The sequence below is a fragment of the Acinetobacter sp. H1(2024) genome (assembly GCF_046557555.1).
Lineage (GTDB): Bacteria > Pseudomonadota > Gammaproteobacteria > Pseudomonadales > Moraxellaceae > Acinetobacter > Acinetobacter seifertii.
Map to the genome: position 1 here is coordinate 545,876 of NZ_JBKGFO010000001.1, position 26,471 is coordinate 572,346.

Sequence of the window (26,471 nt, forward strand, 5' to 3'; positions counted from 1 at the left end):
TTATTGATTCACGACTTGAGTAATTGCCTGATTCATTTCATAAGCCTGTAAACCACGCATGCCCTGTTTTGCAAGTTCATCACCTGCCTGCGCATGCAAAGTCACTATCTCATGTAATGCAATATCTTTGTGGAACTGAGCTTTTAAACTCGCGATCATACCTGCCAATATATCTCCCATGCCACCAGTACCCATACCTGCATTACCTTGGGTACAAATGTACAAGTTATTCTCTAAAATTAAGCTACCAGCACCTTTAAGCACCCATTGCCCACTATATTTTTGCTGCAACGTATAAATTGCATCAATTCGGTCATTTTCAATTTCCGCTGTAGAAGAACCCAGTAAGATAGCAGCTTCTCCCGGATGAGGCGTCGCATAAACATGCAGACCCAATTTCTCAGGCTGCTTCGCAAGGAACCATAATGCATCCGCATCTAATACAACTTCCAAGTGTGAAGCCTGATTTAAGAAATTAAACCATTGTTGATAAATTTGCTGTGACCAGTCATCACGGCCTAATCCCATCCCAAAACATACGGCATCAACTTGAGACAAAATATCTTTAATGCCATTTTCATCAAGTCCATTAATATCACGAAGCATAATATTAGGTGCTCGTGACAAAATAGCCTGATGATGGTTGCGATGACAAATCACTGTCACTTTACCTGCACCTGCATGAAACGCAGCTTCCGCAGCCATAATTACAGCTCCACCCATTTGCTCATGCCCACCAATCACCAAAACATGCCCGTAACTTCCTTTATGCCCAAAAGCCAAACGTTTAGGAAGTCTGATATGTGTTGGTGTCAAATAAGCTAAAGGTTTCAGCTCTTGGTCTATTGGAATTAAATTAACTAAATGAATTTGTCCCGTGTACTCTTTACCTTGACCAGTAAACAGTCCTGCCTTAAGACCTAAAACAGTAAATATATGATCTGCCTTTACAGCTGAGGGTAAAATACGTCCTGTATTTGCTTGCAAACCACTTGGTATATCAATCGAGATTTTTAAGCCAGCCTGCTCATTAAATTGTTGAATAGCATGTTGCCAATAATCATTTAACTCTCGGTTTAAACCAATCCCAAATAGTGCATCAATATGGCAATCAAAGGTTTTACTCACCTCAAAATCTTGGTGAACCTGAACATTATTTTCTTTCGCAAAATCGACAGCATGTTGTAAATCAGTTGAGTCACCCAAATCAGCCGCAAATATCTCTACATAAAATCCAGCTTGTTTTAAATAACTTGCTATAAAATAGCCATCACCTGCGTTATTACCCTGTCCGCACCAGACTGCAATATTCTTAGTAGCATGATTTTCAAAAAGTACCATGAGCTGTTGACTGATTGACCAAGCTGCCTGCTGCATTAAGCCTAATGATGAGTTTTGCGCAGCAAACCAGCGCTGCTCCCATGCTCGAATATCATCGCTATGGTAAACTACCGCCTGCATATTATTATCCTCTTGCATTTTGGTTTATGACATCTTCCGACACATCACGCATTGCAGTGCAACAAATTGATCCTTATGAACTAAAAGCATGGATCAAAGCTCAAGCATTAGACTTGGGTTTTGCTGATTGTGTCATTGCAAAACCAGATGCTCAAGAGCAAATGCCACGTTTTTTAGAGTATCTTGAACGTGGTTATCATGCAGATATGACCTATTTAGAAGAAAATCTAGAAAAACGAGCTGATCCGACCTTATTAGTTCCAGGCACAAAAAGTATTATTTGCGTACGCATGAACTATCTTGTGGAATCTCCAAAACCACGATATGTCCCATTTGAACCGAACTCAGCCATTATCGCGCGTTATGCGCGTGGGCGTGATTATCACAAGGTGATGCGTGGTAGATTGAAAACTTTAGCAACACGAATTCGTGAAAAAGTCGGAGATTTTGAATCACGCCCTTTTGCAGATTCGGCACCTATATTTGAAAAATCACTGGCTGAAAGTGCTGGAATGGGCTGGACAGGTAAACATACTTTGCTCATTCATAAAAAGTCAGGTTCATTTTTCGTTCTAGGAGAGCTATTTACATCACTTGACCTACCTTTTGATGAGCCAGCCACAGCACATTGTGGTTCCTGTAGCGCGTGTATCGACATTTGCCCAACGCAAGCGATTGTCGAGCCCTATATGCTAGATGCCAGACGCTGTATTGCATACCTAACTATCGAATATAAAGGAATTATTGCTGAAGAACTGCGTGCAGGTATTGGTAACCGAATTTTTGGTTGTGATGACTGTCAGTTAATCTGCCCTTGGAATAGCTTTGCAAAAAAAGCTTCTATTACCGATTTCGACCCTAGACATGGTTTAGATAATATTAGTCTGCTCGAGATTTGGCAGTGGGATGAAGCTACTTTTTTAGCCAATACCGAAGGTAGTCCAATACGTCGCACAGGTTATCAATCATTTAAACGCAATATCGCTATTGGAATGGGTAATGCGCCATATTCAGAAGAAATTGTAGATCAGCTACACAAAGGCAAAAATCTACATGACGAAATCGTTAATGTGCATATTGATTGGGCAATTGAGCAACAACTTAATCAACTTCAGCGATCAAATTAAAAAAATGATGTTTTTTGCCCTATAGCTTTAATACGAATTCTGTATGATTATGTACAGTGAATTAATGCCATCATCATGGATATGACAATGACTCTACGTAATGATTGGAATCGTGAAGAAATCCAAGCTTTATATGAACAACCTTTTTTGGATTTAGTTTTCAAGGCTCAACAAGTACACCGCGAGCACTTCACTGCCAATACAATTCAGGTCAGTACCCTTTTATCTATTAAAACGGGTAAATGTCCTGAAGATTGCAAATACTGCTCACAATCGGCACATTACGAATCAAAACTAGAAGCAGAAAAGCGTATTGCTGTAGAAAAAGTAATTAGTGAAGCGAAAGCTGCAAAAGATTCAGGTTCTTCACGTTTTTGTATGGGTGCTGCTTGGCGTAACCCACATGAACGCGATATGCCTTATGTTTTAGAAATGGTACGCGAAGTTAAAGCATTAGGTATGGAAACCTGTATGACCTTAGGTATGCTTAATCAATCTCAAGCTGAGCGCCTGAAAGTTGCTGGTTTAGATTATTACAACCATAACTTAGATACCTCTCGTGAATACTATTCTCACATTATCAGTACTCGTACTTTTGATGATCGTTTGAATACACTTGATTATGTTCGTCAAGCTGGTATGAAAGTTTGTAGCGGCGGTATTGTCGGTTTAGGCGAAAGCCGTGAAGATCGTATTGGTCTATTGCATGAACTAGCTACTCTACCGATTCATCCTGAATCTGTGCCAATTAACATGCTTGTTCCAATCGAAGGAACACCTTTAGCTGATGTTGAAAAGCTTGATGTAATTGAATGGATCCGTACTATTGCAGTTGCACGTATCATTATGCCACATAGTTATATCCGTCTCTCTGCAGGCCGTGAATCTTTAAGTGATTCAGATCAAGCTTTAGCATTTATGGCAGGTGCGAACTCTCTGTTCTCGGGTGATAAATTGCTTACCACTCCAAATGCTGGTGAAGGTAAAGACCAAGCATTATTTAACAAACTTGGTTTAACTGCTGAAAAGCCAAAACCAACTGTTGCTGATCTATCAGTAGATGCGATGAGTGCTTAATAGCATCAAGAATTTAAAAGCCCTGATCATTCAGGGCTTTTTTTATATAGATGTTACTAGTATTCCATAAGTCGCATTCAGAAAAGTTCCAACTCGAATAATATCCCTACCTGCTGCATGTGTAACCGATAACTCTTGGCTCAGCACATCAAAGTGGAAAGTTTCAAAAACATCTTGGTGATGCATGAGCCAAGTCACTGTATCTGCTACGTTCTCATCCGCAATATAAGTTAAGGCTTTAAAGTCTTTACTCATAAATCACTCTTAAAAATAAATATTTATGAATTCTATATGAGTTAACCCTACCTTAAAAGAGAGTCTAAGCAGCTTTAGGATTCACAAGCGAATGTCCCGATAACAAACTTGCTAAGGCCTGAGGAGAAAACTCCAAAGATAGCACATGATTCTTAAGATTGATTGAATGCTTACTAATCAATGGAAGTAAGCCTTCTTCAGTTTCAAACACGTATTCATCCGCAATATTTAGAATACCCTCAAGATTCGTTGTACTAGATGCTAAATCATGACTAAAGATGTCATAAATTGTTTGTAAATTAAACGTCGTATTCTGTTCTGTGGGATGTTTAAGTAAATAGTCCTTTAAGAATAAGACTAATTTATGGGCAAAGAAAAAATAATTTGGTTTATAACTGTATTTCATGCTGTTCATGGAAATAAACTCCAGACGATCTTTTATTGAATCACAACTAAAACACTAGGAATTAAACCTTAAAAAATTCTTAAAAAAACAAATATCTTCATACAACATAAACAAATTATTTTTATTAATAAAAAACATATACTTAATAAAACATTTTATAAATAATTTATATTGTTTTCTAAAGAAAAACTTAAATTAATTAAATTCAACAACTTAAATGAAAATTATTATCAATTTTATTTTAACAAAATAAAACTTAATTATTTTACCATCTGGTATAAATTAAATTTTAAAACAAAATTTCACATAAAAAACAATCAATCAAAATACATAAAAATATAATGTAATTCTTGTTTTTTACTCGAAAGGTGCTATATTTCCACGGCGTTACTTGATCAGAATAAAAGCACTGAAGAGTAATAAATCTACTTTATAAAATATTCTGGGGAATTTATGAAAAAGCTTATTTTTATAGCAGCAACTTCTATTTTTAATATTGCCACTGCACAGGCTGCTGATGGCACAATTACTATTAATGGTTTAGTAACCGATAATACTTGTACGATCGATACAGGTGATAAAAATCTAACCGTAAATTTACCTACAGTATCATCTCAATCTTTAAAAAATGTTGGTGATATTGCTGGACGTACTCCATTCCAAATCAATTTAACGAATTGCGCTTCAGCTGGTAAAGTTGCAACTTATTTTGAACCAGGTGCAACAGTCGATTTTAATAGTGGACGCTTATTAAACCAAGCAACAACTGGTGCGGCTACTAATGTCAATATTCAGTTATTAGGAAGTAATAATGCAGTAATTCCTGTACTTGCTAAGGGTGCTTCAGGCGCACAAGATAACTCACAGTGGGTAGATGTTTCAGCTGGTGGTAATGCTGACCTTAATTACTATGCTGAATATTATGCGACGGGTGTATCGACTGCTGGTACCGTAACTTCACAAGTTAAATACACCATTATTTATCAATAAACTAAAAATCAGCTTCTATTATCAAATAGAAGCTATATCTCATCTATTATTTATTATATTGAGAATATGACTCATGCTTTTTAGTGGTCGTAAATTTTTGTGGGGAATGGCTTGTCTTCAAGCAGCTATTGCTATTACAGCACATGCTGAAGTAGTACTACATGGCACGCGTGTAGTATATCCATCGGATGCTCGAGAAGTTAGCTTACAGCTAAGCAATAACGGAACAACACCTTCACTGATTCAAGCTTGGATTGATGATGGAAATCCAAAATCCACGCCAGATGAGTCAAATGTACCTTTCATTATTACGCCTCCTATTTCAAGAGTCGAACCGTCTAAAGGGCAAACTTTAAGAATTACGGCATTACCTAATGCATCTCAATTAAATCAAAATAAGGAAAGTATATTTTGGCTTAATGTATTAGATATTCCCCCAAGACCAGAAGGGAAAAAACAAGAAAATAGTGAAATATTAACTAATAATTTCCTTCAATTGGCCATACGCTCTCGAATTAAATTCTTTTATCGACCTGTAAATTTAAAAGAGAGTATTGATACAGTGGGTGAAAAAATTCAATGGATAAAAAATGAAGATAATTTGCTTATTAAAAACCCAACACCTTTTCACGTTACATTAAGTTCCATTTTTCAAGAAGTAAATCATCAAAAAATAGATCTGTTAAAGCAAGGTTTAATGCTTTCTCCTTTTTCAGAAGATCACATAAAACTTAAAAATAACAATATAACAAATATGCGTTTTGTTTACATAAATGATTACGGTGGTCGAGTTGAACAAGTAATCAAGTTCTAATTTTATTTACCATTTTTAAATTTAAACACCTATCCATGAATAGGCATAAAGATGATGTCAGAGTGGTTCATACCCCATATTTGCTTAAAAAAGCGAAGTACATATTATTTAGTGTTAAGCATCGCAATTAATGTGCCTTTGGCTGTATATGCTTCTGACAATATGAATAACGAAAATGCGTTAAAAGCTGACTTTGATACTAATTTTTTAGTAGGAAATGCACAGAAAATTGATATTGGTCGATTTAAATACGGCAACCCTATTTTACCTGGCGAATATAGTCTTGATGTATATATTAATGGACAATGGTTCGGTAAACGAAAGTTTTTCTTTAAGACCATAAATTCCAATGAAAATGCAAAAACCTGTTTTACGGCAGATATGCTTTTAGAATATGGGGTTAAATCAGAAATTCTTGATAGAGAAGCAAATAATTTACCTGTTTGTAATGATTTAGAAAAATGGATCAAAGATGCCTTTTATCAATTTGATACGGCTCGTCTTAGGCTTGATATTTCAATCCCACAGGTCGCTTTGCAGAAAAATGCTCAAGGATATGTCGATCCACGCTTATGGGATCGTGGCATAAACGCCGCTTTTTTTTCATACAACGTCTCTGCTTATCGCATTGTAAATAATGATCATGAAACAAATCATGCTTTTATGAGTACAAATGTTGGGATAAATTTGTACGACTGGCAATTACGCCACACTGGACAATGGAAATGGCAAGATCATAATGAAATACAGAATAAGAATTCTTCTTATACATCAAATAACACCTACGCCCAAAAAGCCTTTCCTCAATTAAATAGCGTCGTAACTGTAGGAGATTATTTTACAAATAGTAATTTTCTTGAGGCTCTTCCTTATCGGGGTATTAACCTATCAAGTGATGACCGCATGCTTCCGAACAGTATGCTTGGATATGCTCCTCAAATTCGAGGTTATGCAAAAACCAATGCAAAAGTAGAGGTACGCCAACAGGGAAATTTAATTTATCAAACTACCGTTACCCCGGGAAGTTTTGAAATCAACGATCTTTATCCCACAGGTTTTGGTGGTGAACTCCAAGTTTCTGTACACGAAACAAATGGAGAGATTCAAAAGTTTTCTATTCCCTATGCATCTGTAGTAGAAATGCTTCGTCCCAAAATGAGTCGATATTCTTTTACCTTAGGGCAGTTTAGAGATGCGAATATCGATTTAAAACCGTGGTTGATACAAGGTAAATACCAAAGAGGTATAAACAACTATTTAACAAGCTATGCAGGTTTTCAATCTGCTGAACATTATCAGTCATTTTTAATAGGTAGCGCTTTTGCGACACCAATTGGTGCAATTGCATTTGATGTAACTCAATCAAAAGCTGATTTTGACCAAAGTCCTACCCTCAAAGGGCAAAGTTACCGTCTAAGTTACAATCGATTATTTACCCCAACTCGCACTAACCTAACTGTAGCAACATACAGATATTCAACAGAAAATTATTTAAAGTTAAGAGATTCAATATTAATCCAAGATTTACAACAACGAAATATAGATAGTTTTTCAGTAGGGAAACAAAAAAGTGAATTTCAGATCACATTAAACCAAGGTCTTCCGAACCAATGGGGTAATTTTTACTTAGTGGGTTCTTGGATTAATTACTGGAATCAACCTAATCGTAATCAACAATTTCAATTTGGATACAGTAATCAGTTTAAAGATTTAACTTACAGTATTTCTGCAGTTAGGCATGAACTTGACTTAGAAAAACAAGATTCAGGACATGAGACACAATATTTATTGTCATTATCCTTTCCGCTCAAATTTAAGAAGAATACGGTTAATTTTAATAGCTCTATTTCAGAAGATAGTAAAATTTTAGGAATGAGTGGTTATATCGGCAACCGCTTCGACTATGGTTCATCCGTTACCTATCAAGATCAAGCTCAGACAAGCATAAATATTAATGGCAACTATCGTACTAACTACACCACCGTAGGGGCTTCTTATAGTCAATCCGATACATATCAACAAGAAATGATCAATTTAAATGGAAACATTGTTGCCCACTCTCAAGGTATTTTATTTGGACCTGATCAGGCCCAAACGATGGTATTGGTCTATGCTCCTGAGGCTACTGGTGCACGAGTAGGTAATACAACAGGTTTAAGTATTAATAAGCAAGGATATGCTGTTATTCCCTATGTTACGCCTTATCGCTTAAATGATATTAGTTTAGATCCTCAAGGTATGCCTTCAAATGTGGAGCTTTCAGAAACTAGTCATCGTATAGCCCCTTATGCTGGGTCCATCACCAAGGTAAATTTCTCGACAAAAACTGGATATGCACTTTTTATTAATACCCAAACCCCAACGGGTACTCATCTTCCTTTTGCAGCACAAGTTTTTAACCAAAACAAAGAATTAGTTGGGATGGTCGCCCAAGGTAGTCGAATTTATTTACGTACACCTCTAACCCACGATCATCTGTATGTGAGGTGGGGTGAAAGGAATAATGAGGAATGTCAACTTGAATATGACATTCAATCAAAAATCTCTCAGGAAAAACAATCAATTATTATGACAGAGGCAATCTGCAAATGAAAAAAGTACTAATGAAAAGTGGCTTATTAGTAACTAGTCTATTTATTTATAATCAAGCTTATGCAAACTGCACTTTAAGCAAAGGTTTTACTACAGTAGATATTCCTATAACAATTGGTACGATTATCGTTCGTCCAACTGATCCAATAGGCACAGTTCTACAAAAAAATACTTTTACGATTTCGCCAAATAATTCTACGGCAACGTGTAACCGTCCAGGTGACCAAATTACAGCAGCATTACCACTAAACTATCCAATTAGCTCAATAGGCAACAATGTATATGCTACAAACATTCCGGGTATAGGCATTCGAATTTATCGTGAAGTAACAGACTCTTCAAACGCTTCTGGCTATTACCCTTATAAACTTACATTGACGCCTCACACAACCTATACACTTTCACCAGGCTACATTGTTCTGGAAATTATTAAAACTGCTGCCACTACAGGTTCCGGTGCATTGGTAGCGGGTCGATATAGTACCTACTATGTGGCAGGACAACAAAACCGTCCGTTCTTAACAACCACAGTACTAGGTAGCTCCCCTATTCTAATTGCATCATCATCTTGTGAAATTCAAAATGGTCCAAATATTGTTGTGCAACTTCCCACAGTAACAAAATCAGGTTTTAGAGCTATTGGTTCAACGCAAGGTGAAAAAAACTTTAACCTATCTATTCTTTGTAATGGAGGCGAGAATAACTCAGGAGTACCTACCAGTAATTCATTGAGCTTAAGCTTTGACTATAATTCGGATAGCTCAAATAATCAGGTTATTAATAATAGTGCTGCTGATTCAACAAAAGCGAACGGCGTTGGTGTAGAGCTTTTATGGAATATGAATGGTGCGAACAGCCCTATTCAAAAAGGGAATCCGCTAGATATTGGTACTGTAAGTTCTAATCAAACTGTAGAATATGATGTGCCTTTAACAGCACGTTACTATCAAACAGCAACTACTGTTACAGCGGGTGAAGTCAAAGCTAATGCAACTGTAACCATTCAATATGATTAGCAGTAAACTTATACAAAACTGAGTTTTATTACGTCTCTATTTGTAGTGTGAATCAAGCTATATAAACTATTATTTTTAATTAACGCTAAACAAAAAGGATTTTAAATAATGACAATTTTTAAATTTTACTAACTAATAAATTAAAAAAATGCTCATCAGCGAATAAAGCCAATGAGCATTAGTGATAACCACTTAACCTGAAATACAAATTGTGGGAAATAGATCACAATTTGCATCACTATAATTCCAAAATTTAACTTAAATATCAAGTCTTTTTTTTAACAAAGGTTTGATAAATACACCTAACTGGTTAATTTTAAATACAATTAAATTAAAAATAAAATTCAATATCACTATTCTACAGACTTTCTAAAGAATTACCATTCTATTAATTAAGAAAATTTGAAATTTACAAAGATTAATGTTCAATATAGCTAAAAAATCTATTACATCGTCTTTTTCAATATTGAATGTCATTTCACTGTATTTAAAGTCTAAAAATTATAAAGTTTTACACAACCTATAAGAAAAAAAACATAAAAAAATCTTTAAATATTCTTCAATTACAGTCTAACTTCAAGTGTTTACAACAAAACAGCATGCTCATTTTTTGGAAAATATTTTGCATTTTATTATTAAGCTTAGGGGCTTCGGCAATTGGTTTTGGTATTAGCAATCTAGATTTTTTCTTATTTTTTATTGGTTTACTTTTTCTAGTATGTTTTTTTCTAGCTTTAAAACAAGGGCGAGAAGATGCAGGTCACTTCCCTGAATAATTTAAGTAACGTAGCAGCCAGAAACATTAATTATAACTCTGATAGGGACCAATCTAATTTACGTAGAGCAATAAAAGTGAGCTTGGGAAGATCTGTCAAATTGAAGGAGCTGCTGAACTACAGCAGCTTTTAAATTGATTAATATAAACTCATTTTTAATTAACGAAATCTAGACTTTAAAAGACTCAAAACAACTCACAAGAAAATCAATTGCTACTCGCACAGCTGGGCTATGCCTTAAATCCTCATGAGTCACCAACCAGATTTCTGCACTCATCGGGTGATCATCTGGAAGTTTCTCTAAGTTACCAAGACCACCTAAAAAATCAGGCAAAACAGCTAAACCCACTTCCCCACATGCGGCTCTCCATTGCAACTCAGGATGATTAGTCATCATAATCGGCTCTTTATTATTTAATCTTTCTTTTAATTTTTGTTGTTTTTGTCCATGTACACCACCGACCTCAACGCTAATCCATTCATAATTTTCTTCACTCGTAGCAGCTAAGTAATTTGGAGCAGCATATATTCCAAAAGGGATTTCCCCGACTTTACGAGCAACTAAATAATCATCTTTAGGTCGTCCAAATCGCACAGCTATATCCGCTTCGCTATGCAGCAAAGATACATAATGAACGTCACCAAGTACACGTAATTTTAACTGCGGATAATGGCGATAAAACTTTCCAAGTTGAGGCATGATGAGGTGAGCAGCAGTTAACGGAGGCATGCTAATAGAAACAGTACCTGTAACTTCCTGCTGTCCAGCCTGAGCAAGTCTCTCAATGGAAAAAGTTTCTTCCATCATACGAGCTACAACTTGAGCAAGCCGCTCTCCATCTGAAGTAAGTACGTATGTACGTGGCCTACGATCAACTAGCTTTAATTTTAAGTTCTGTTCTAACTGTGCGATTCTTCTTGCAACAGTAGCATGGTCGACTCCCAACTTTCTTGCGGCAGCTGAAAGTGATTTCTCTTCTGAAAAAACTGAAAAGTAATGTAAATTTTCCCAATCAATCATTGTGCAAATTTTCACATCAAAGATGAATTAATATGGAATTGTACACCTTTAAGTGATTACTCAGAATAGAGACATTCTTTTTCGGAGTCCCATCATGAATAAAACAATGGTTTATGCCTATACAGGCGTTGTGATCACAATGCTGTTTTGGGGCTCAGCATTTAATGCCATGTCATATATTATCCAACATATGCCTCCACTTTCAGCAGCAGCTGAGCGCTTTACACTGGCAAGCCTTGGGCTATTTATTATTTTTGCGGCTACGGGGAAGTTGCGTTGGGATGCATTACGGCAGAATTTACTTATCTATCTGCTGATTGGAATTATAGGTATTGCTGGTTTTAATATAGGCTGTTTCTACGGTTTACAAACAACATCGGCAGTTAATGGTGCCTTAATCATGGCAACTACTCCACTGATTACTCTATTGTTAGCAATTTTGCTTGATGGAGAAAAATTAACACTTGCTAAATCTATTGGTGTTGTATTTGGTTTAAGTGGAGTGCTTTTTGTTATTAGTCATGGTCATCTATCAACGCTACTTCATTTAAAAATAGCAATCGGTGACTTATTTATCTTACTCGGTGGTATCAGTTTTTGTTTAGCCAATGTGTTATCACGTCGCTATGTAAAAAATGCTACACCTCTAGAAACTACAACTTTTTCTATGTTGTTCGGTGCTTTGACTTTAATCACATTAAGCCTAATTTTCGAACATCCAATCAAAGCAGTAGTTATGGCACCTATTACTGCACACTTGGCAATGGGTTACGTCATTATTTGCTCTACCATGATTGCTTATTTATTTTGGTTTAATGGCATTCAAAAACTAGGCGCAGGTCGAGCATCAATCTTTTTTAACTTTGTTCCAGTTTTTAGCATGTTGGTGGCACTATTGGCTGGTCAAACTCTTAATATCTGGCAAATTATAGGGACTGCTTTAGTCATGCTCGGTGTGCTAAGCAGTGGTGGGTTTATTCACATTAAACGTCCGACACTTATGGCTAAACCTTGTACGAAATAGTAGTCACACAAATTCATCTTAATTATTGCGTTGTAACAAAGATTGTATGTTTCTTTAAAACTTAACAAATGGCTGCCATATATAGTTTTAAAAATACAACAAGGAGAAATTAAGATGAATTTGGATTTTACAACAATCGAAAAACAGGCCAAATTGCTAAAAGAAGAGCAAGAGAAACTAGAACAGCAAGATCGTGATTTTCAATTAGCCTTAGACAAGCACAGAGAATCGTTAAAAGATTTATTTAAAGAACTGTTTCACGATCGTGAAATTAAAACAGAAAAAGGAGGCCAATTTTGTGCTGTATTTGGTGACTTTAAAATCTCTTTACTCATTGAAACTGCCAAGTTTGAAAATGGTGTACCCGTTAAATTAAACTCTGTAAATCCTATCATTGTTAAATTTAAAAAAGACAAGCCTGTTGCGAAAGCCCAATTTTCCAATGCAACTCAATATCTCGATAGTGCTTTTGAAACACCGCATTATCAATACTATTATAAGCATGATGATAAAACTCAATTAGTTCAATTTTCAGAACTACCTGAATTTTTTCAGACCATTCTTGATGCTGAAGTCTGACTATCTGCCCTCATTGGAGGGCTTTTTTATGAAATTAACTTTTTGATTAATCATTTTCATACTTATAAAAATGATTATAGCCCCGTTGAATTTTCCATCGTATTTAAACTTATAGACTTAAAAATTTTATAAGAGTGATTTCACTGACCCATTGCTTCTTTCTAGAATTACTTGTATATACATGTTTGTATTTGTTTGTACAAAATAGACTCAAATAAAAGAAAAGCTCTTAAAGGATAAGGAGAGTGTTATATGGATTCAGCAACAGGAACATCTAAAAATGGGTTTGTTGAAAACCGCAGTATTGACTTTATTCCTGAAAATGAAAGACACGGCAGTATATTCGCCCAATTTACACTTTGGTTTGGTGCTAATTTACAGATTACAGCGATTGTCACGGGTGCTTTAGCCGTCGTATTAGGCGGTGATGTGTTTTGGTCAATCATTGGATTATTTATTGGACAATGCTTTGGTGCGGCTGTTATGGCTTTGCATGCAGCTCAGGGACCAAAACTTGGCCTTCCCCAAATGATTTCGAGTCGGGTGCAATTTGGGGTCTATGGTGCATGTATTCCTATTATTCTGGTTTGCCTGATGTATATTGGCTTTACAGCAACTGGTGAAGTACTCGCAGGCAAAGCACTTGCACACCTTACACAAGTCAGTAATACAACAGGTATTTTAATTTATGCTTGTTTCATTATTGCATTTGCAACGATTGGCTATCGGTTGATTCATTGGGTAGGAAAAGTCGCAAGCATTATCGGTTTAATTGCTTTTGTTATTATTCTTACTCAAATTTTGGCCCTCTCGAATTTTTCAGAATTGCTTGCTGTACGCCACTTTAGCTGGTCATCATTTCTATTAGCAGTTTCTCTTTCGGCTTCTTGGCAAATTTCATTCGGGCCTTATGTTGCCGACTACTCGCGTTATTTACCTACAAAAACCTCTTCAACTCGGGTATTTTGGGCAGTTGGTCTTGGCTCTTTGATCGGCTCACAAATTTCCATGACACTTGGTGTATTAATTGCTCAAGTCTCAAATGGTGGTTTTGTTGGTAATGAAGTTCAGTATGTTGTAGGTATGAATCCCATCGCTCTCATCATTACTTTCTTATATTTTAGTATTGCTTTTGGAAAGGTCACTTTATCGACACTCAATGCTTATGGCAGTTTTATGTGTATAGCAACCATTTGGAATAGCTTTAAACCAACTGGACAAATTTCAAAACTAACCCGACTTATCATTGTTCTTGCGATGGTTTTAATCTCGACGTTCATTGCAGTTGTAGGTGAACATACCTTCTTAAGTGCATTCAAAGCTTTTATTTTATTTCTTCTGACATTCTTCATTCCTTGGAGTGCAATTAATTTAGTTGATTATTATTTTATTTCCAAAGAAGAATGTGATGTAGACGCACTATATGACCCGAATGGAAAATATGGCCGCTGGAACACCATTGGTATTAGTTGCTATTTTCTTGGCATATTACTTCAGCTTCCCTTTATTGACAGTAAATTCTACAAAGGACAAATTGCTGAAATGTTAGGCGGTATTGATTTATCATGGTTAGTTGGATTGTTATCGACTGCAATTTTATATTATGTACTAGCAAAAAGAGCTCAAATAAAATTTTCAAAAAATCTTGAGCTTGAACAAATCAAATAATTTGAGGTGAGATATCAAAGTTAATAGATCAATACTTTGATATCTCTTTGAAATTTTCTCTATTCTTGAATAGGCTTAATCTGTGCAGAAACAGGTAATCCGAATAATTTATCGAACGTCCAGTTAAATATAAATGTATAAATTGGAATGATGATAATAAAGGCAACATCTAGCCAGAATGCTGCAACGAGAGAAATATCCATCCACCATGCAATAAGCGGAATTAAGAATATCACTAAAGTGATTTGAAATCCGATCGCGTGTACGATTCTACGTTTAACAGTACGTGACTTACTCTCTTGCCGAGCTTCCCACTTTTCGTAAAGAATGTTGTAAATAAAGTTCCATGTTACCGCGATGGTCGTAATCATCACTGAAAGTGGGCCAGTATGCTCTACACTGTCTCCAGCCAAAAGTGCTAAACCTACCGATGAAATTACCATTCCAATAACTTCATATGAAGAAACATAAACAATACGACGCTTTAAACCTTGCATAACCAATCAACTTTTCTAACTTCCTTTTATTTTAGTTTCAGTTAAAATCACAATTAAAGTTAACAGCTTTCAGTTGTACTGATATCAAAATGAATTTTAATAGCGAAAATATCGAGCTTTTCTTAACTGTGTTAGATACCGGATCTTTTTCCGCTGCGGCCCGCAAATTAAGTCGAGTACCGTCAGCAGTGAGTATGGCTATTGCCAATATCGAAGCAGAGCTTGGTTATCTTCTATTTGAACGTACTCACCGTAAAGTGATTCCTACTTCTTCGGCTTTAGCATTAGAACCTCAAGCACGAATTATTGCTGAACAACTTAGATTATTAGGTACCCATGCGTATGAGCTCTCTCTAGGACTAGAAAGTAAACTGAAAATTGGTGTTGTTTCAGATGCCAACACCGATTTACTTCTTAAAGCGATAAAACAATTGGCTGATAAATTTCCATTACTCAATATAGAAATTATTACTGCTCCACAAGACGATATACTCAATTTGCTCTATACAGAAAATATTAGTCTTTGCCTTGCAGGTTCAGATCTCAATATAAAAATGCGTGAAAGCTTACAATTAGTTATGAATGAAACTTTAGTTGCCACAATTTCTGTTGATCATCCATTTTTAAAACAAAAGAACACGCTCATTTCTATTGAAGAATTAATTAATGTCCGACAAATTGTGGTCGCAAGTACTGAATTAAATATGCAGGACTCACGTTCAATCGTTGGAGCAATGTATTGGAAAACCAATAATTTACAAACCGCTATTAATATGGTCGAGGCAGGTTTAGGCTGGGGAAATTTTCCTTTATCTTTAGTAAAAGAAAAAATTGAACAGGGGCATTTAGTTCAACTAGATTTTAAAAATACAAAAAATCATTTGCCGCTCTCTATCTATCTCATTTGGCTCCAAGATAAACCCTTATCAAAAGCAGCAAGAGAACTGGTTCAAACTATTCAATCAAGCCTATCTAAGCTTACCCACTAAAAAAAGCAAAAAGCCTATTCATAGTGAATAGGCTTCTTACTGTATTTCAGGACTAAGCAATATTAATAATTATGAGAAAATACTCTGGTACTGTATAAATTCCAAGTGATTTAGTCAAGTATAAAATTCATCAATTACAAATAGTTGTGAAAAATGTGAAGAAATATTCATTCTGCGTTTTACAGACAAAACTTAGACTTATTTGATAAGGGGTGTCAGTTCTGTGTTTTTTATTTTTGAGAATAAAAGTTCTTAGGAATTGATGTTCATTAATGCGATAAATTCATCTCTATATGAACTTAAAACGATTTGTTCAATTTTATTCATTTTGTGACGCATATCTTGATCATGAACAACATGGTCAGATTCTAATATTATTTTCTTTTCATTTGTGTTTTTTATAAATATGGGTTCATTACTTAAATTACTTGCAATAAAATTAAATGTTCTACGTAAATCTTGAAAAGTAAAAGAAATATTACTTTGTTCATTTATCTTTTTTCGGAATTTAGAAATATTAACAATATGACCAGTTTTAGATTTAGCGGATGGGAAAACCCACTCTCCCCCCATTTGCATTTTACGTTTTTTCATTAAAAGCCATAAAAAATCACCCATATAAAGTTTATAACTCTCATTATTATAAGTATTTATAAAAGAAAGTGTTCCTTCATGTAAATCTAGATCTTCCCAACGTAAACACTCACACTCATTTCTAAAAAGTCCCGTTAGGACAAGCGTGAATAAAAAATCTTTATTTGTTTCATTCTCCTTCTCCCTATTTTTATATTCAACTATTGTATGAACCCATTTTTTTAAATCATCTATATCAATATAATCATTTCGAGCTGGGATTTCTCGCCATACTTCTCTTGAATTCAGCAGAGCAATCGGGTTCATGATTGGGATTATTGTTTGCGTATTTTTATAATATTTTACCGAAAAATGATAAATAGCTCGCAGAACACGCATAGACAAATTGGCTTTTGCATAACTACTTTTAGATAGCTGAGTATACTTATCTATAACCATTTGTTCAGTAATATAAATTAATTTAAGTTCCTTCAAGTCTATTAAGTATTTTTCTATAACTTCTTTATAATCAGCAATTGTTCTTTCTTTCAGTTTATGATGATCGATATAGGCTTGGAAAGACTCTGCTAGAGTGGGCTGATAATATTCCTTATTTAAATTATTTTTTAATATTTCATCATTTTTAATACAAGCAAGACTGGTATCAGATAAATCTTTTAACTTTTGCCGTGCAAGTACACGTGCGTCTTCAAGAGTAATTTTTTCATAGTCAGCTATTTTGCAACGTATAGATTTACCCTTTATTTTCTTCTCTATAATATATGTTTTATAAGAATTATTCACACGAATAGCAAAGCCGATAATCTCACTGTCGCGATAAATTGCTGGAATGAGTTTAAGTTGATCAATAAATGACTTGGTTAGCTTTACTCGGGAAGTGCTCATAAGCTAAAATCCGTATCGCTTGTGATAATTAACAATATATCAAAATATTTTTCAGGTCTACTGCATATCTAGTTTTGAAAAATACTTGTGTTTAAACAAAAAATTGATTAGTATTGCAGGCACTGAAAAGCCTTGAGAATAAAAGCTTTTCTTTCTTATAGGGCCTATAGCTCAGTTGGTTAGAGCAGCGGACTCATAATCCGTTGGTCCCGTGTTCAAGTCACGGTGGGCCCACCAAATTCGAACCTCATAATCTTTTAGGTTATGAGGTTTTTTAATGTCTTCTATTTTTCAGAACATCTGGATATTTATATCTTTTCAGTGGTTCATAATTTTAATAATCCGTTGGTTTATAGGTCAAACTTCACACTATTTAATTTTTAAATATCTTGTCTTTCTTATCAGTATTAAATATCTGTCCTATCATTCAATACCTCATTACTAAAAAAGAAAGTAAAACGATCTATCTTCGGAAAATTTAAAATTTCAGCTACTTACCCCTTTTCCTATTAGCACAAGCGGTTTCATAATGTTTTCTTGAACTGTGCATGATAGACAATAAAAGTATTTATATTCATCTCCCTATGAATGTTCTCAACTTCCTACTAATAACACGTCAGACTGTAGTTAAAAATTTTCACTTATGACAATTACCCATCATGAGTACGCTAGTCTATTTCATTATTTAATAAAGCCATACTTTGTAGCTTAAAACAAAAAATTTGTTTTTAAAGAATTTTTCTTAGTTCCGAATATAAATGATTGTGAAAAAACAACAGTGAAAATTACATCATTAAACCATTACACCTTCTTATCATCGTTAAAAAGTTCAACTGATTGAACTTGCCCCTTTCAAAACTCAAAAACATCATTTTTTGCTTAAAAACCGTAAAAAATTACAGTTATTTCCTTTCAAAAAAACCATTAAATTTTGATCAAAGAATAAGCAGATGTATTGATATCACGGAATCTTATAAATGCATCTACCTACAAGAAATCATTCCATACCGGAGTGACTGTGGATTCCAGAAACCACAAAAAATAAATGGGGCGAATTTCGGAAAAGCCAGACGAGTACGAAAATTTAAAAGGAAGTATTAAAATGAGCAAATGTCAATGTGAAAAAGACGTGATCCCTGACTACACAAAAGTCGGATTTGAAAATCAACCTGCAAACGCTAATTTAGCAAGTGACAATAATAACTTAACAGCTGAGAATAATATAACTGTAGAAGGCCTCAAAAGCCAACTAGATTCAGCTGGAGTTCAAGCATTAAACCTTCAAGCTTGTGTTTCAGCTTCTTATGATCCAAAAACAAACAAAATATGCTTCAACTTTCCAATCATTGGGCAAATTTGCTTCCCATCTCCTATTAGTATTCCAATTGGCGCCACACTAAAAGTCTGCGGTGATGTTTGTACAACATGGGGTATACCTAAAGGTTTAAAAATTACACTCTATCTTAACAACAATCCTGTTTGGTCTGGTGTTGTTTGGGGTTCTTGTTAAATCTAAACAATCACATCAATCTGCTGCACTATAATTTTATAGTGCAGCAGATTCATACTTTTTGTCATCTACACGAATTTTCATATTTAAGGGCAATCAAAATAAATGCATCATTTATAATTAAAAGACAGGAGCTTTTACTTCTTATTCATGGTTAGCTTTTGTTCGTAGGTAAAAACTTAGCTTTAATTAAAGATTAAATATAATGTATAATTAATATACAATTTAAACCTATTATATTATTAATGGTGAATTGGTGAGACCGAAGTCAAAGCAGTAAGGACCACTCATAAAGTTTATTTATTAACCAATTAATACCAATAATTTGCAGTTATAAAAATCCTATCAAGGGAATACTTGACCATAAAAATCAAATACTTTTAATAAAATTTTATGCATTAAGGACAAGGGGAAAACATGGAAAATTGGCAAGAAGATCTGCTTTCTGCATCTTTAAATGCAAAAGATACGGATCAGCTGTTTGATACAGCCAAGTCCATTAGCTTGCAACTGGGATATAACTATTGTGCTTATGGCATGCATATCCCACTCTCTATTACTCAACCTAAGTTAATCTTATTAAATAATTATCCCGAAGAATGGCAGCAACGTTATGCTCAGCATCGGTATATTGTTATTGATCCAACAGTGCGCCATTGTCTAAGCTCATTAAAACCACTTATTTGGTCTAGCCAAAAAGCAAATAAACAATCACTAAAAGATTTTTGGGAAGAAGCACAATCATTTGGCTTGAGCGTTGGTTGGTCACAATCATGTCGAGATTTAATTGGTACGCAAGGGATGCTCACACTTGCCAGATCAGCCGATCCAATTTCTGAACAAGAACAAAAATCGCAATCCTCAAAAATGTTTTGGCTTGCTCAAATGCTGCATAGTAGTCTTGCCAAAATTGTGAATGACAAAGAGTTCCGTGATTTAAATCTTAAGTTATCTAACCGAGAAAAAGAGGTATTGCGTTGGAGTGCAGAAGGAAAAACCGCTTCAGAAATTGCGCTAATTCTATCTATTAGTGAGAGAACAGTAACTTTTCATGTGGTGAATGCAATGCAAAAACTCAATGTAAACAATAAAATTTCAGCAGTCATTCGAGCAATAATGCTAGGATTGCTATAAATTTGCATCGAAATCAATTTAGCAAGCTAATATAAATCAACATTTAAAAAAATAATGTAGATCCACCGCCAATCGTAAACTCTTATAAATTATTAATATATTAGGGATAAACTCATATTTATTAATTGAATTGACCAACAATATTATGCAAATACAATCTCATTGTAAGGGTATTCCGATTTTACAATGACCAGAATACATCTGCCCCTAAATAGCACTAAACCAAACTACAAATTCCATAGAAAAACATCATAAGCAACTGATTAATCTAAGTTTAAATAAAAACATTTAAGTTCTCTAATTCATTGGGTAGCCAAATTTAACCCCCTAAAAATTTAATTTTGAGGGTTTTATAATTCTGAATATCTTAAAATACAAATGAATAGCACACACGATTCAAAGATTGCTCACTTAAAGACTAAAAGAGTTTTGCTATTTCCATATTTTCAATATTCCTTTTAGTATTTATGTTTATTATAAATTATGAGTTCAATATTTGAGATATTCTTAAGCCAAATTTTGTTTAGGAATTGATTTTGATATCTCCATTTGCACATCCCAAAATTTTTCCCACAAATTACAATATTCAAGGCATAGATTTTCTAAATAAATATAGTCTTCTTCAGTACAAGCCTGCATCAAAATGAACCATAAATCTTCTTCATGATCATCATCTGCTGCCTCGGCAGTTTCATCTTCAGAAATGCCATGAACATGGTAATAACCACCACCCTCGACATCTATACCGACAGCACTGGTTGCTTTACGCAAAGGTGGACTATACAAAATCACCTCTTCTTCAGCCACAGCTAATAAAGCAGAAACAGCTTTATAGTCATTATAAGAATTCTCTAAAAAATCTCTCACCTGATGCGCGATTTCTGTTGGCTTATAGTTGCGACGCTCCTCTTCAGTTACTCCAAAATCATTCAAAACATCTTCAAATAATGGATAATGAGCATATTCAGGGTTTCCTTGATAATAACCATCTCGGTCAGCACCAGGCCTGAATCCGAACTCATCAAATATATTTAGACTTAAAAGAAAACGCGGGAACATTTTGGCTCCAGCATGCAATTTTGGTTCTAATTGCTTTGTCTGATATTGAGCCATTAATAAAGCATCTGTAAAAGTTTGTACAATTGCATGGCGATACTCTAAATGAATACGCTTTAAATTTTGTTTACTGATTTCTCCATTGTTTAAAATTTCTATTGCGGGATGATGAGAAACAGGATGTTTTGAAATCTTAACTCTTAATTGGTTTAAAAAATTTAGATTTTTATCCCAAAGCTCAGCTGAAATGCTTTGTTTCATCCCTGCGAGTGCCTTTTTCCTAGGATTATTAAAGTTCTCAAATTTTTTTGGCATAATTCACTCTCGTTAAACTTATTAAAGTTATCTGATTTCCATATTTTATTTTAAAAACAAAGAATTACGCTAAAATCCAAACTCCTTTTGTTAAAAATCCATCTTAGAATTAAAATTATATTAAATCAAATAGAATATTTAAAAAAATTTAAAAATAATAAAGATTATTTTTATAATATTAACTTGAATCAAATTATGTTTTTGATTATGATCAAATTGATTAAAAAATCAAAAGCTATGCCAACTCATAATTAGTTCTAACTATATGGAAAAATAATGTCAAAGAAAGAAGATATTATAAATACTGCTTTAAACCTTTTTAATAAAATAGGTTATAACGCTACGGGTGTAGATAGAATTATTGCTGAATCAAATGTCGCCAAGATGACTTTTTATAAATACTTTCCCTCTAAAGAAAGTTTAATCATGGAATGCCTAGAGCATAGAAACATTAATATACAAAATTCTATTTATGAAAGATTGAATGCACATCCAGATGCAGAGCCACTTGAAAAAATACATCTGATTTTTAATTGGTATATCGACTGGATTAACAGTGAAAACTTTAACGGCTGCCTATTTAAGAAGGCATTTATTGAAGTATCTAAACAATACACTTCAATTCGAGAACCATTTCAAGAATATACAAATTGGTTAATCAATTTATTAAATAGTTTATTAGTAGAGCTTGGTATTGAAAATCCTACTCCGCTTACCCATATGCTTATCTCAGTTATTGATGGGATTATCATTGATGGAACGATTGATAAAGATTTGATTGATCCTAACAAAAAATGGCAATATATCGAGTATTTAATTAAAACTGAAAATCTTAGTTGAACTGATAAAAGTTAATCTCAAACCAATATATTATATATTTTTATATTGACTAGTTAAAATATAGCACTAATAAATATAAAGTTTATTGAGTATTAATATTAAAATAAATGAAATTTACTGCAGTGATAATTTTCTACCTTTTTAGACAAACTCATATTAGAATTCCGCATCCTTATTGTCTCCCATGTCTCTATGAAAAAGTTTTTAGGCAATTCTATCTTTAAAGCAGTTGGTTGGACCTATGATGTAGATCCTACAATTCTTGAGAAAAAACAAGTTATTATTGGTTTTGAGCATACTTCCAATTTGGATGCAATCTTATCTATTGCTCTGTTTCAAGTGTTAGACCTAAAAATTCATACTTTAATAAAAAAGGAACTTTTCAAAGGTCCAATGAAGCCTATTCTTGAGAAACTAGGTGGAATACCTGTAGATCGAAAAGCGAGTAAAGATATTGTCTCCCAAATGGTCGAAAAATTTCAAAGTCACGATACATTTAATCTAGTCATTGCACCTGAAGCAACACGTGCAAAAGATGGATCTGAACGCAGACCTATCCGTACTGGATTCTGGCATATTGCTAAAGCTGCTAATGTGCCAATCGTACTGATGTACGCAAATGCAAGAACAAAAAAAGGCGGTATTTTAGGCAAAATTTACCCTTCAGATTTGCAAAAGGATCTTGAAACAATTAAAGAACTCTATGCGCAATATGATATTGATGTAAAGATTAGCTAACCAATTTAGTCACAAACTTCGAGTCTATTTTTTTAGCTAAATTTAGACTCTCAAAGCGTGCTTAATTGGTTAACAAAACATAGGACAACAGTTTTCAAGAAAACCATGCCTATGATAATATTCTGGCACTTTTGCATTTTTTAATTTTTGGAGTTCACTTCCATGGCGGGTCATTCTAAATGGGCCAATATTAAGCATCGTAAAGCTAAACAAGATGCAAGTCGCGGTAAAGTTTTTACTAAATATATTCGTGAAATTGTGACTGCTGCCAGACTTGGTGGTGGAGATGCTGCTAGTAACCCTCGCCTTCGTGCTGTTGTCGAAAAAGCACTTTCTGTCAATATGACACGTGACACCATTAACCGTGCAATTCAACGCGGTGTGGGTGGTGAAGATAATGATGATTTAAAAGAAGTAACTTACGAAGGTTATGGCGTTGGTGGTGTTGCTGTTCTTATTGAAACAATGACAGATAACCTAAACCGTACAGTACCAGATGTACGTCACTGTTTTAGTAAAACAAATGGTAATTTAGGAACTGCGGGTTCTGTATCTTATCTATTTACTAAGCGTGGTGAAATTACTTTTGAAGATGTCTCTTTAGAAGATAAAATCATGGAAGTTGCTCTAGAAGCTGGTGCAGAAGATATTGAAGTTTCAGAAGATGAAATTTTAGTCATTACTTCACCAGAAACTTTTGGTGATGTTCAAGATGCTCTCGCTGCTGCAGGCTTAAAATCTGATAACGCTGAAGTTGTAATGAGCCCTTCAACTAAAGCTGAAATTACAGATGTTGACCAAGCAAAACAAATTCTCAAAATGATCGATATGTTTGAAGATCTTGATGATGTACAAAACGTTTATACAAACGTTGAATTCTCAGATGAAGTTTTGGCTCAATTAGATGCTTAAACCAAACATTGAAATTAAAAAACGCACCGATTGGTGCGTTTTTTTATAGCTTATTTAATAAGTTATAACAGTTAAACACATTGTACTCTTTAATCACAAAGCTCGAATGTAGAGCGACGACATTGTCAATTTTACCAATCCGTCTTAATAAAATTTCGCTGTAGTCATCCATATTACGTGCGACCAATTCAAGAATAAAGTCGGCACTTTGACCAGTGACTAAAAATGCATTTGTAACTTCAGGAATAGCTTCAATTTCAGAAAGGAATTTATCGAAGGTCTCGCTATCATGTTTACTTAAAGAGACTTGTAGCAAAATATGCAAGGTAAAACCCAATTTGCTAAAGTTAATTTCTCTTTTAAGCTGTCCCATGATATTAGCTTCAATTAAGTGCTTAATGCGGCGATGAACAGAGCTAACTGAAAGATTAATCCGTTCTGAGAGCTCATTCAAATTCAGGTCTTCATGAGACAAAATTTCCAGAATTTGTTTATCAAAACGGTCTAACTCCATTCTTTTCTCCAATCAGTACTCTTTATAAGTGAACAGTATATCCTAAAGCCAAGTCTACGTTAAAAATCAAACACGATTAAAAAAAGAATTAAGCTTTACTTCAATATGTTGACTCAAATCTGTGCCTGTTAACTGTGCAGTAGTATGACGTTTATAGCGCATTTGCAATGGTTTATAGCCTTATATCCTTTCAGTTTTTCATTTAACACATTAGTAAAACAATATGTTCTTTAAGAATAATGAGTATTTTCTAAATAAAATCAATTACTTTTCAGAATTTCAAAAAGTTGGCACTGTTTTTGATATGCAGATATTGGAAAAATTTTATATCCGATGTGGGGAATACCTGTGAAAAAAATCAAAACTTTAGTTCTTGCCATGAGTGCTGTTAGCCTAACAGGTATAATGGTGCCAGCCCATGCTGCTACTGATGCAGAAGTAGATGCTTTACGCAAAGAGGTCGGTGAATTAAAACAACTGGTTCAGCAACTATCAAGTCAGCAAAAAACAGCACTTGCAGCTAATACTCCAGCAGCTCCACAAACTGCAACTGTGGCAAATCCACCTGCTCCACAAGGCAAACCTGGATGGATGCAAATGCCTGATGGACAAACTCAAGTTAAGCTCTATGGAAACGTACGAGTAGATGCAACTTATGACTTTAAAGGTTCAAATGGAAGCATTTCAAATGCAGCCAATTACCCATTAAATAAAGATGATCCAAGACAAGATTCTTTAAATGTATCTGCTGCAACTACACGTATTGGTCTAGATATTCTTCGACCTACCCAATATGGTGATTTAACCGGAAAAATTGAAGCCGACTTTATGGGGGGTAATGGCGACAATGGCAGTGGAACTTTCCGTGTACGCCATGCTTATATGTCTTTAGGTAAATGGTTAGCAGGTCAAACGACTTCACCTTTCGTAAATACCGATACATCTCCAGAAACATTAGACTTTACAGGTGCAGTGGGCACAGGAACAACCCGTACCGTACAAGTCCGCTATACCCAGCCGATTGATGCGCAACAAAAAATCTTATTTGCTTTAGAAGGTGGCGATGTTGAAAAAGTAGGAAATGTTGCGGGTGGAAGCCGTTTCCCTGCTCTAACAACGCGTTATGATTTTAAAACTGCCGATAATAAAGGCTTATTACAACTTCATGGGCTTGCTCACGAAAACCGTGTCGCACCTAAAGATAGTTCATCTGAAGAAAAATTTGGTTGGGGTGTCGGCATAGGCGGAAAGTATGATATTACCCCTCAAGATAGTGTTATGGCGAATTACTATCATGTTAAAGGCGATGGTCGATATTTATCTTATAGCAACTCTGCTTATGCATATGACACAGTTAGTCAAGATATCAACTTAGGAGAATTTGATAGCGCTGTTATTGGCTATCAACGCAAATGGAATCCAATATTACGTTCTACTTTCGCAATTGGCGGAGTTCAGTATAAAGATGACAGCACATATGCCAATACTAATTTAAATAACACCAGCTATAACAAAGAAATTTATAATGCGCTGGTTAATTTAATCTGGAATCCAGTTAAGAACATTGACTTAGGTGCAGAATACACTTACGGTCAGCGTGAAACATTTGCAGGTGATAAAGGCGATTACTCACGTATAAATTTACTTGCTAAATATAATTTCTAATAGCTAGATATAAAAA

24 protein-coding genes and 1 tRNA gene are annotated in these 26,471 nt (G+C 34.6%); 17 read left to right on the plus strand and 8 right to left on the minus strand.

What is annotated here, in order from left to right; translation table 11 throughout:
• Complete coding sequence (locus ACLCEG_RS02595) at positions 1-1,461, minus strand: NAD(P)H-hydrate dehydratase (RefSeq protein WP_410565541.1); 1,461 nt, start codon at positions 1,459-1,461, stop codon at positions 1-3.
• Between the two features lie 26 nt (positions 1,462-1,487).
• Here ACLCEG_RS02595 and queG point away from each other — a divergent pair, with 26 nt between their 5' ends.
• The gene (gene queG / locus ACLCEG_RS02600) at positions 1,488-2,588 is read left to right on the plus strand and encodes a tRNA epoxyqueuosine(34) reductase QueG (RefSeq protein WP_086497406.1); all 1,101 of its coding nucleotides are present in this window, start codon (positions 1,488-1,490) and stop codon (positions 2,586-2,588) included.
• Between the two features lie 87 nt (positions 2,589-2,675).
• A complete protein-coding gene (gene bioB, locus ACLCEG_RS02605) occupies positions 2,676-3,665 on the plus strand; it encodes a biotin synthase BioB (RefSeq protein ID WP_004702085.1) in 990 nt (329 codons plus the stop codon).
• Between the two features lie 42 nt (positions 3,666-3,707).
• Here the strand turns inward: bioB and ACLCEG_RS02610 are convergent, their stop codons facing one another.
• Together ACLCEG_RS02610 and ACLCEG_RS02615 are read right to left on the minus strand one after the other, a co-directional pair.
• Positions 3,708-3,920, minus strand: a complete 213-nt coding sequence (locus tag ACLCEG_RS02610; RefSeq protein ID WP_004702086.1) for a hypothetical protein — start codon at positions 3,918-3,920, stop codon at positions 3,708-3,710.
• 64 nt (positions 3,921-3,984) lie between these two features.
• Positions 3,985-4,335 carry a hypothetical protein gene (locus ACLCEG_RS02615; protein WP_004702088.1) on the minus strand — a complete coding sequence of 117 codons (351 nt, stop codon included), beginning with the start codon at positions 4,333-4,335 and terminating at the stop codon, positions 3,985-3,987.
• Positions 4,336-4,779: 444 nt separating this feature from the next.
• Here ACLCEG_RS02615 and ACLCEG_RS02620 point away from each other — a divergent pair, with 444 nt between their 5' ends.
• From ACLCEG_RS02620 to ACLCEG_RS02635, 4 genes are all read left to right on the plus strand, one after another.
• Positions 4,780-5,316 carry a fimbrial protein gene (locus ACLCEG_RS02620; protein ID WP_004702089.1) on the plus strand — a complete coding sequence of 179 codons (537 nt, stop codon included), beginning with the start codon at positions 4,780-4,782 and terminating at the stop codon, positions 5,314-5,316.
• 73 nt (positions 5,317-5,389) lie between these two features.
• The gene (locus ACLCEG_RS02625) at positions 5,390-6,130 is read left to right on the plus strand and encodes a molecular chaperone (RefSeq protein WP_410565544.1); all 741 of its coding nucleotides are present in this window, start codon (positions 5,390-5,392) and stop codon (positions 6,128-6,130) included.
• Between the two features lie 54 nt (positions 6,131-6,184).
• On the plus strand, positions 6,185-8,722 hold the full coding sequence (locus tag ACLCEG_RS02630) for a fimbria/pilus outer membrane usher protein (protein WP_410565547.1): 2,538 nt from the start codon (positions 6,185-6,187) through the stop codon (positions 8,720-8,722).
• Positions 8,719-9,738 carry a fimbrial protein gene (locus ACLCEG_RS02635; RefSeq protein WP_410565550.1) on the plus strand — a complete coding sequence of 340 codons (1,020 nt, stop codon included), beginning with the start codon at positions 8,719-8,721 and terminating at the stop codon, positions 9,736-9,738. Before ACLCEG_RS02630 ends, ACLCEG_RS02635 begins: the two co-directional genes overlap by 4 nt.
• Positions 9,739-10,683: 945 nt before the next feature.
• On the opposite strand, the gene ACLCEG_RS02640 is transcribed toward ACLCEG_RS02635, so the two are convergent.
• Entirely contained in the window at positions 10,684-11,535 is an 852-nt protein-coding gene (locus ACLCEG_RS02640) for a LysR family transcriptional regulator (protein WP_410565553.1), read from the minus strand.
• 94 nt (positions 11,536-11,629) lie between these two features.
• Here ACLCEG_RS02640 and ACLCEG_RS02645 point away from each other — a divergent pair, with 94 nt between their 5' ends.
• The 3 genes from ACLCEG_RS02645 (at position 11,630) to ACLCEG_RS02655 (ending at position 14,806) form a co-directional block, all read left to right on the plus strand.
• Positions 11,630-12,559 (plus strand): DMT family transporter, encoded by a 930-nt coding sequence (locus ACLCEG_RS02645; RefSeq protein ID WP_223861054.1) that lies wholly within the window; start codon positions 11,630-11,632, stop codon positions 12,557-12,559.
• Positions 12,560-12,673: 114 nt separating this feature from the next.
• Complete coding sequence (locus ACLCEG_RS02650) at positions 12,674-13,138, plus strand: hypothetical protein (RefSeq protein WP_410565556.1); 465 nt, start codon at positions 12,674-12,676, stop codon at positions 13,136-13,138.
• A gap of 252 nt (positions 13,139-13,390) precedes the next feature.
• Positions 13,391-14,806 (plus strand): purine-cytosine permease family protein, encoded by a 1,416-nt coding sequence (locus ACLCEG_RS02655; RefSeq protein ID WP_410565559.1) that lies wholly within the window; start codon positions 13,391-13,393, stop codon positions 14,804-14,806.
• A 59-nt stretch (positions 14,807-14,865) separates the two neighbouring features.
• On the opposite strand, the gene ACLCEG_RS02660 is transcribed toward ACLCEG_RS02655, so the two are convergent.
• Positions 14,866-15,303 (minus strand): PACE efflux transporter, encoded by a 438-nt coding sequence (locus ACLCEG_RS02660; protein WP_100192678.1) that lies wholly within the window; start codon positions 15,301-15,303, stop codon positions 14,866-14,868.
• Between the two features lie 89 nt (positions 15,304-15,392).
• Here ACLCEG_RS02660 and ACLCEG_RS02665 point away from each other — a divergent pair, with 89 nt between their 5' ends.
• On the plus strand, positions 15,393-16,292 hold the full coding sequence (locus ACLCEG_RS02665) for a LysR family transcriptional regulator (protein WP_410565562.1): 900 nt from the start codon (positions 15,393-15,395) through the stop codon (positions 16,290-16,292).
• 252 nt (positions 16,293-16,544) lie between these two features.
• Here the strand turns inward: ACLCEG_RS02665 and ACLCEG_RS02670 are convergent, their stop codons facing one another.
• On the minus strand, positions 16,545-17,771 hold the full coding sequence (locus ACLCEG_RS02670; RefSeq protein WP_191013097.1) for an integrase family protein: 1,227 nt from the start codon (positions 17,769-17,771) through the stop codon (positions 16,545-16,547).
• Positions 17,772-17,931: 160 nt separating this feature from the next.
• On the opposite strand from ACLCEG_RS02670, the gene ACLCEG_RS02675 reads away from it, so the two are divergent.
• From ACLCEG_RS02675 to ACLCEG_RS02685, 3 genes are all read left to right on the plus strand, one after another.
• Positions 17,932-18,008, plus strand: a tRNA-Ile gene (locus ACLCEG_RS02675).
• An 865-nt stretch (positions 18,009-18,873) separates the two neighbouring features.
• Complete coding sequence (locus ACLCEG_RS02680; protein WP_031944963.1) at positions 18,874-19,281, plus strand: hypothetical protein; 408 nt, start codon at positions 18,874-18,876, stop codon at positions 19,279-19,281.
• A 417-nt stretch (positions 19,282-19,698) separates the two neighbouring features.
• On the plus strand, positions 19,699-20,415 hold the full coding sequence (locus ACLCEG_RS02685; RefSeq protein WP_100192675.1) for a LuxR family transcriptional regulator: 717 nt from the start codon (positions 19,699-19,701) through the stop codon (positions 20,413-20,415).
• Between the two features lie 507 nt (positions 20,416-20,922).
• Here ACLCEG_RS02685 and ACLCEG_RS02690 read toward each other — a convergent pair.
• Entirely contained in the window at positions 20,923-21,786 is an 864-nt protein-coding gene (locus ACLCEG_RS02690; RefSeq protein WP_410565565.1) for a hypothetical protein, read from the minus strand.
• A gap of 276 nt (positions 21,787-22,062) precedes the next feature.
• On the opposite strand from ACLCEG_RS02690, the gene ACLCEG_RS02695 reads away from it, so the two are divergent.
• The 3 genes from ACLCEG_RS02695 (at position 22,063) to ACLCEG_RS02705 (ending at position 24,276) form a co-directional block, all read left to right on the plus strand.
• Complete coding sequence (locus ACLCEG_RS02695) at positions 22,063-22,626, plus strand: TetR/AcrR family transcriptional regulator (protein ID WP_019458940.1); 564 nt, start codon at positions 22,063-22,065, stop codon at positions 22,624-22,626.
• Positions 22,627-22,818: 192 nt separating this feature from the next.
• A complete protein-coding gene (locus ACLCEG_RS02700) occupies positions 22,819-23,364 on the plus strand; it encodes a 1-acyl-sn-glycerol-3-phosphate acyltransferase (protein ID WP_086497613.1) in 546 nt (181 codons plus the stop codon).
• A gap of 162 nt (positions 23,365-23,526) precedes the next feature.
• Positions 23,527-24,276 carry a YebC/PmpR family DNA-binding transcriptional regulator gene (locus ACLCEG_RS02705; protein ID WP_004702129.1) on the plus strand — a complete coding sequence of 250 codons (750 nt, stop codon included), beginning with the start codon at positions 23,527-23,529 and terminating at the stop codon, positions 24,274-24,276.
• 43 nt (positions 24,277-24,319) lie between these two features.
• On the opposite strand, the gene ACLCEG_RS02710 is transcribed toward ACLCEG_RS02705, so the two are convergent.
• Positions 24,320-24,790: an Lrp/AsnC family transcriptional regulator gene (locus ACLCEG_RS02710; RefSeq protein WP_002050132.1), complete on the minus strand. Its 471-nt coding sequence runs from the start codon at positions 24,788-24,790 to the stop codon at positions 24,320-24,322.
• Positions 24,791-25,138: 348 nt separating this feature from the next.
• Between ACLCEG_RS02710 and ACLCEG_RS02715 the strand changes: the two genes are divergently transcribed.
• A complete protein-coding gene (locus tag ACLCEG_RS02715; RefSeq protein WP_191105350.1) occupies positions 25,139-26,455 on the plus strand; it encodes a DcaP family trimeric outer membrane transporter in 1,317 nt (438 codons plus the stop codon).
• Positions 26,456-26,471: the final 16 nt, after the last annotated feature.

Excerpts from the sequence above, each read along its gene's own strand:
- ACLCEG_RS02595 (WP_410565541.1), bottom strand. The coding sequence starts at position 1,461 with ATGCAGGCGGTAGTTTACCATAGCGATGATATTCGAGCATGGGAGCAG.
- queG (WP_086497406.1), top strand. The coding sequence starts at position 1,488 with ATGACATCTTCCGACACATCACGCATTGCAGTGCAACAAATTGATCCT.
- bioB (WP_004702085.1), top strand. The coding sequence starts at position 2,676 with ATGACTCTACGTAATGATTGGAATCGTGAAGAAATCCAAGCTTTATAT.
- ACLCEG_RS02610 (WP_004702086.1), bottom strand. The coding sequence starts at position 3,920 with ATGAGTAAAGACTTTAAAGCCTTAACTTATATTGCGGATGAGAACGTA.
- ACLCEG_RS02615 (WP_004702088.1), bottom strand. The coding sequence starts at position 4,335 with ATGAACAGCATGAAATACAGTTATAAACCAAATTATTTTTTCTTTGCC.
- ACLCEG_RS02620 (WP_004702089.1), top strand. The coding sequence starts at position 4,780 with ATGAAAAAGCTTATTTTTATAGCAGCAACTTCTATTTTTAATATTGCC.
- ACLCEG_RS02625 (WP_410565544.1), top strand. The coding sequence starts at position 5,390 with ATGCTTTTTAGTGGTCGTAAATTTTTGTGGGGAATGGCTTGTCTTCAA.
- ACLCEG_RS02630 (WP_410565547.1), top strand. The coding sequence starts at position 6,185 with ATGTCAGAGTGGTTCATACCCCATATTTGCTTAAAAAAGCGAAGTACA.
- ACLCEG_RS02635 (WP_410565550.1), top strand. The coding sequence starts at position 8,719 with ATGAAAAAAGTACTAATGAAAAGTGGCTTATTAGTAACTAGTCTATTT.
- ACLCEG_RS02640 (WP_410565553.1), bottom strand. The coding sequence starts at position 11,535 with ATGATTGATTGGGAAAATTTACATTACTTTTCAGTTTTTTCAGAAGAG.
- ACLCEG_RS02645 (WP_223861054.1), top strand. The coding sequence starts at position 11,630 with ATGAATAAAACAATGGTTTATGCCTATACAGGCGTTGTGATCACAATG.
- ACLCEG_RS02650 (WP_410565556.1), top strand. The coding sequence starts at position 12,674 with ATGAATTTGGATTTTACAACAATCGAAAAACAGGCCAAATTGCTAAAA.
- ACLCEG_RS02655 (WP_410565559.1), top strand. The coding sequence starts at position 13,391 with ATGGATTCAGCAACAGGAACATCTAAAAATGGGTTTGTTGAAAACCGC.
- ACLCEG_RS02660 (WP_100192678.1), bottom strand. The coding sequence starts at position 15,303 with ATGCAAGGTTTAAAGCGTCGTATTGTTTATGTTTCTTCATATGAAGTT.
- ACLCEG_RS02665 (WP_410565562.1), top strand. The coding sequence starts at position 15,393 with ATGAATTTTAATAGCGAAAATATCGAGCTTTTCTTAACTGTGTTAGAT.
- ACLCEG_RS02670 (WP_191013097.1), bottom strand. The coding sequence starts at position 17,771 with ATGAGCACTTCCCGAGTAAAGCTAACCAAGTCATTTATTGATCAACTT.
- ACLCEG_RS02680 (WP_031944963.1), top strand. The coding sequence starts at position 18,874 with ATGAGCAAATGTCAATGTGAAAAAGACGTGATCCCTGACTACACAAAA.
- ACLCEG_RS02685 (WP_100192675.1), top strand. The coding sequence starts at position 19,699 with ATGGAAAATTGGCAAGAAGATCTGCTTTCTGCATCTTTAAATGCAAAA.
- ACLCEG_RS02690 (WP_410565565.1), bottom strand. The coding sequence starts at position 21,786 with ATGCCAAAAAAATTTGAGAACTTTAATAATCCTAGGAAAAAGGCACTC.
- ACLCEG_RS02695 (WP_019458940.1), top strand. The coding sequence starts at position 22,063 with ATGTCAAAGAAAGAAGATATTATAAATACTGCTTTAAACCTTTTTAAT.
- ACLCEG_RS02700 (WP_086497613.1), top strand. The coding sequence starts at position 22,819 with ATGAAAAAGTTTTTAGGCAATTCTATCTTTAAAGCAGTTGGTTGGACC.
- ACLCEG_RS02705 (WP_004702129.1), top strand. The coding sequence starts at position 23,527 with ATGGCGGGTCATTCTAAATGGGCCAATATTAAGCATCGTAAAGCTAAA.
- ACLCEG_RS02710 (WP_002050132.1), bottom strand. The coding sequence starts at position 24,790 with ATGGAGTTAGACCGTTTTGATAAACAAATTCTGGAAATTTTGTCTCAT.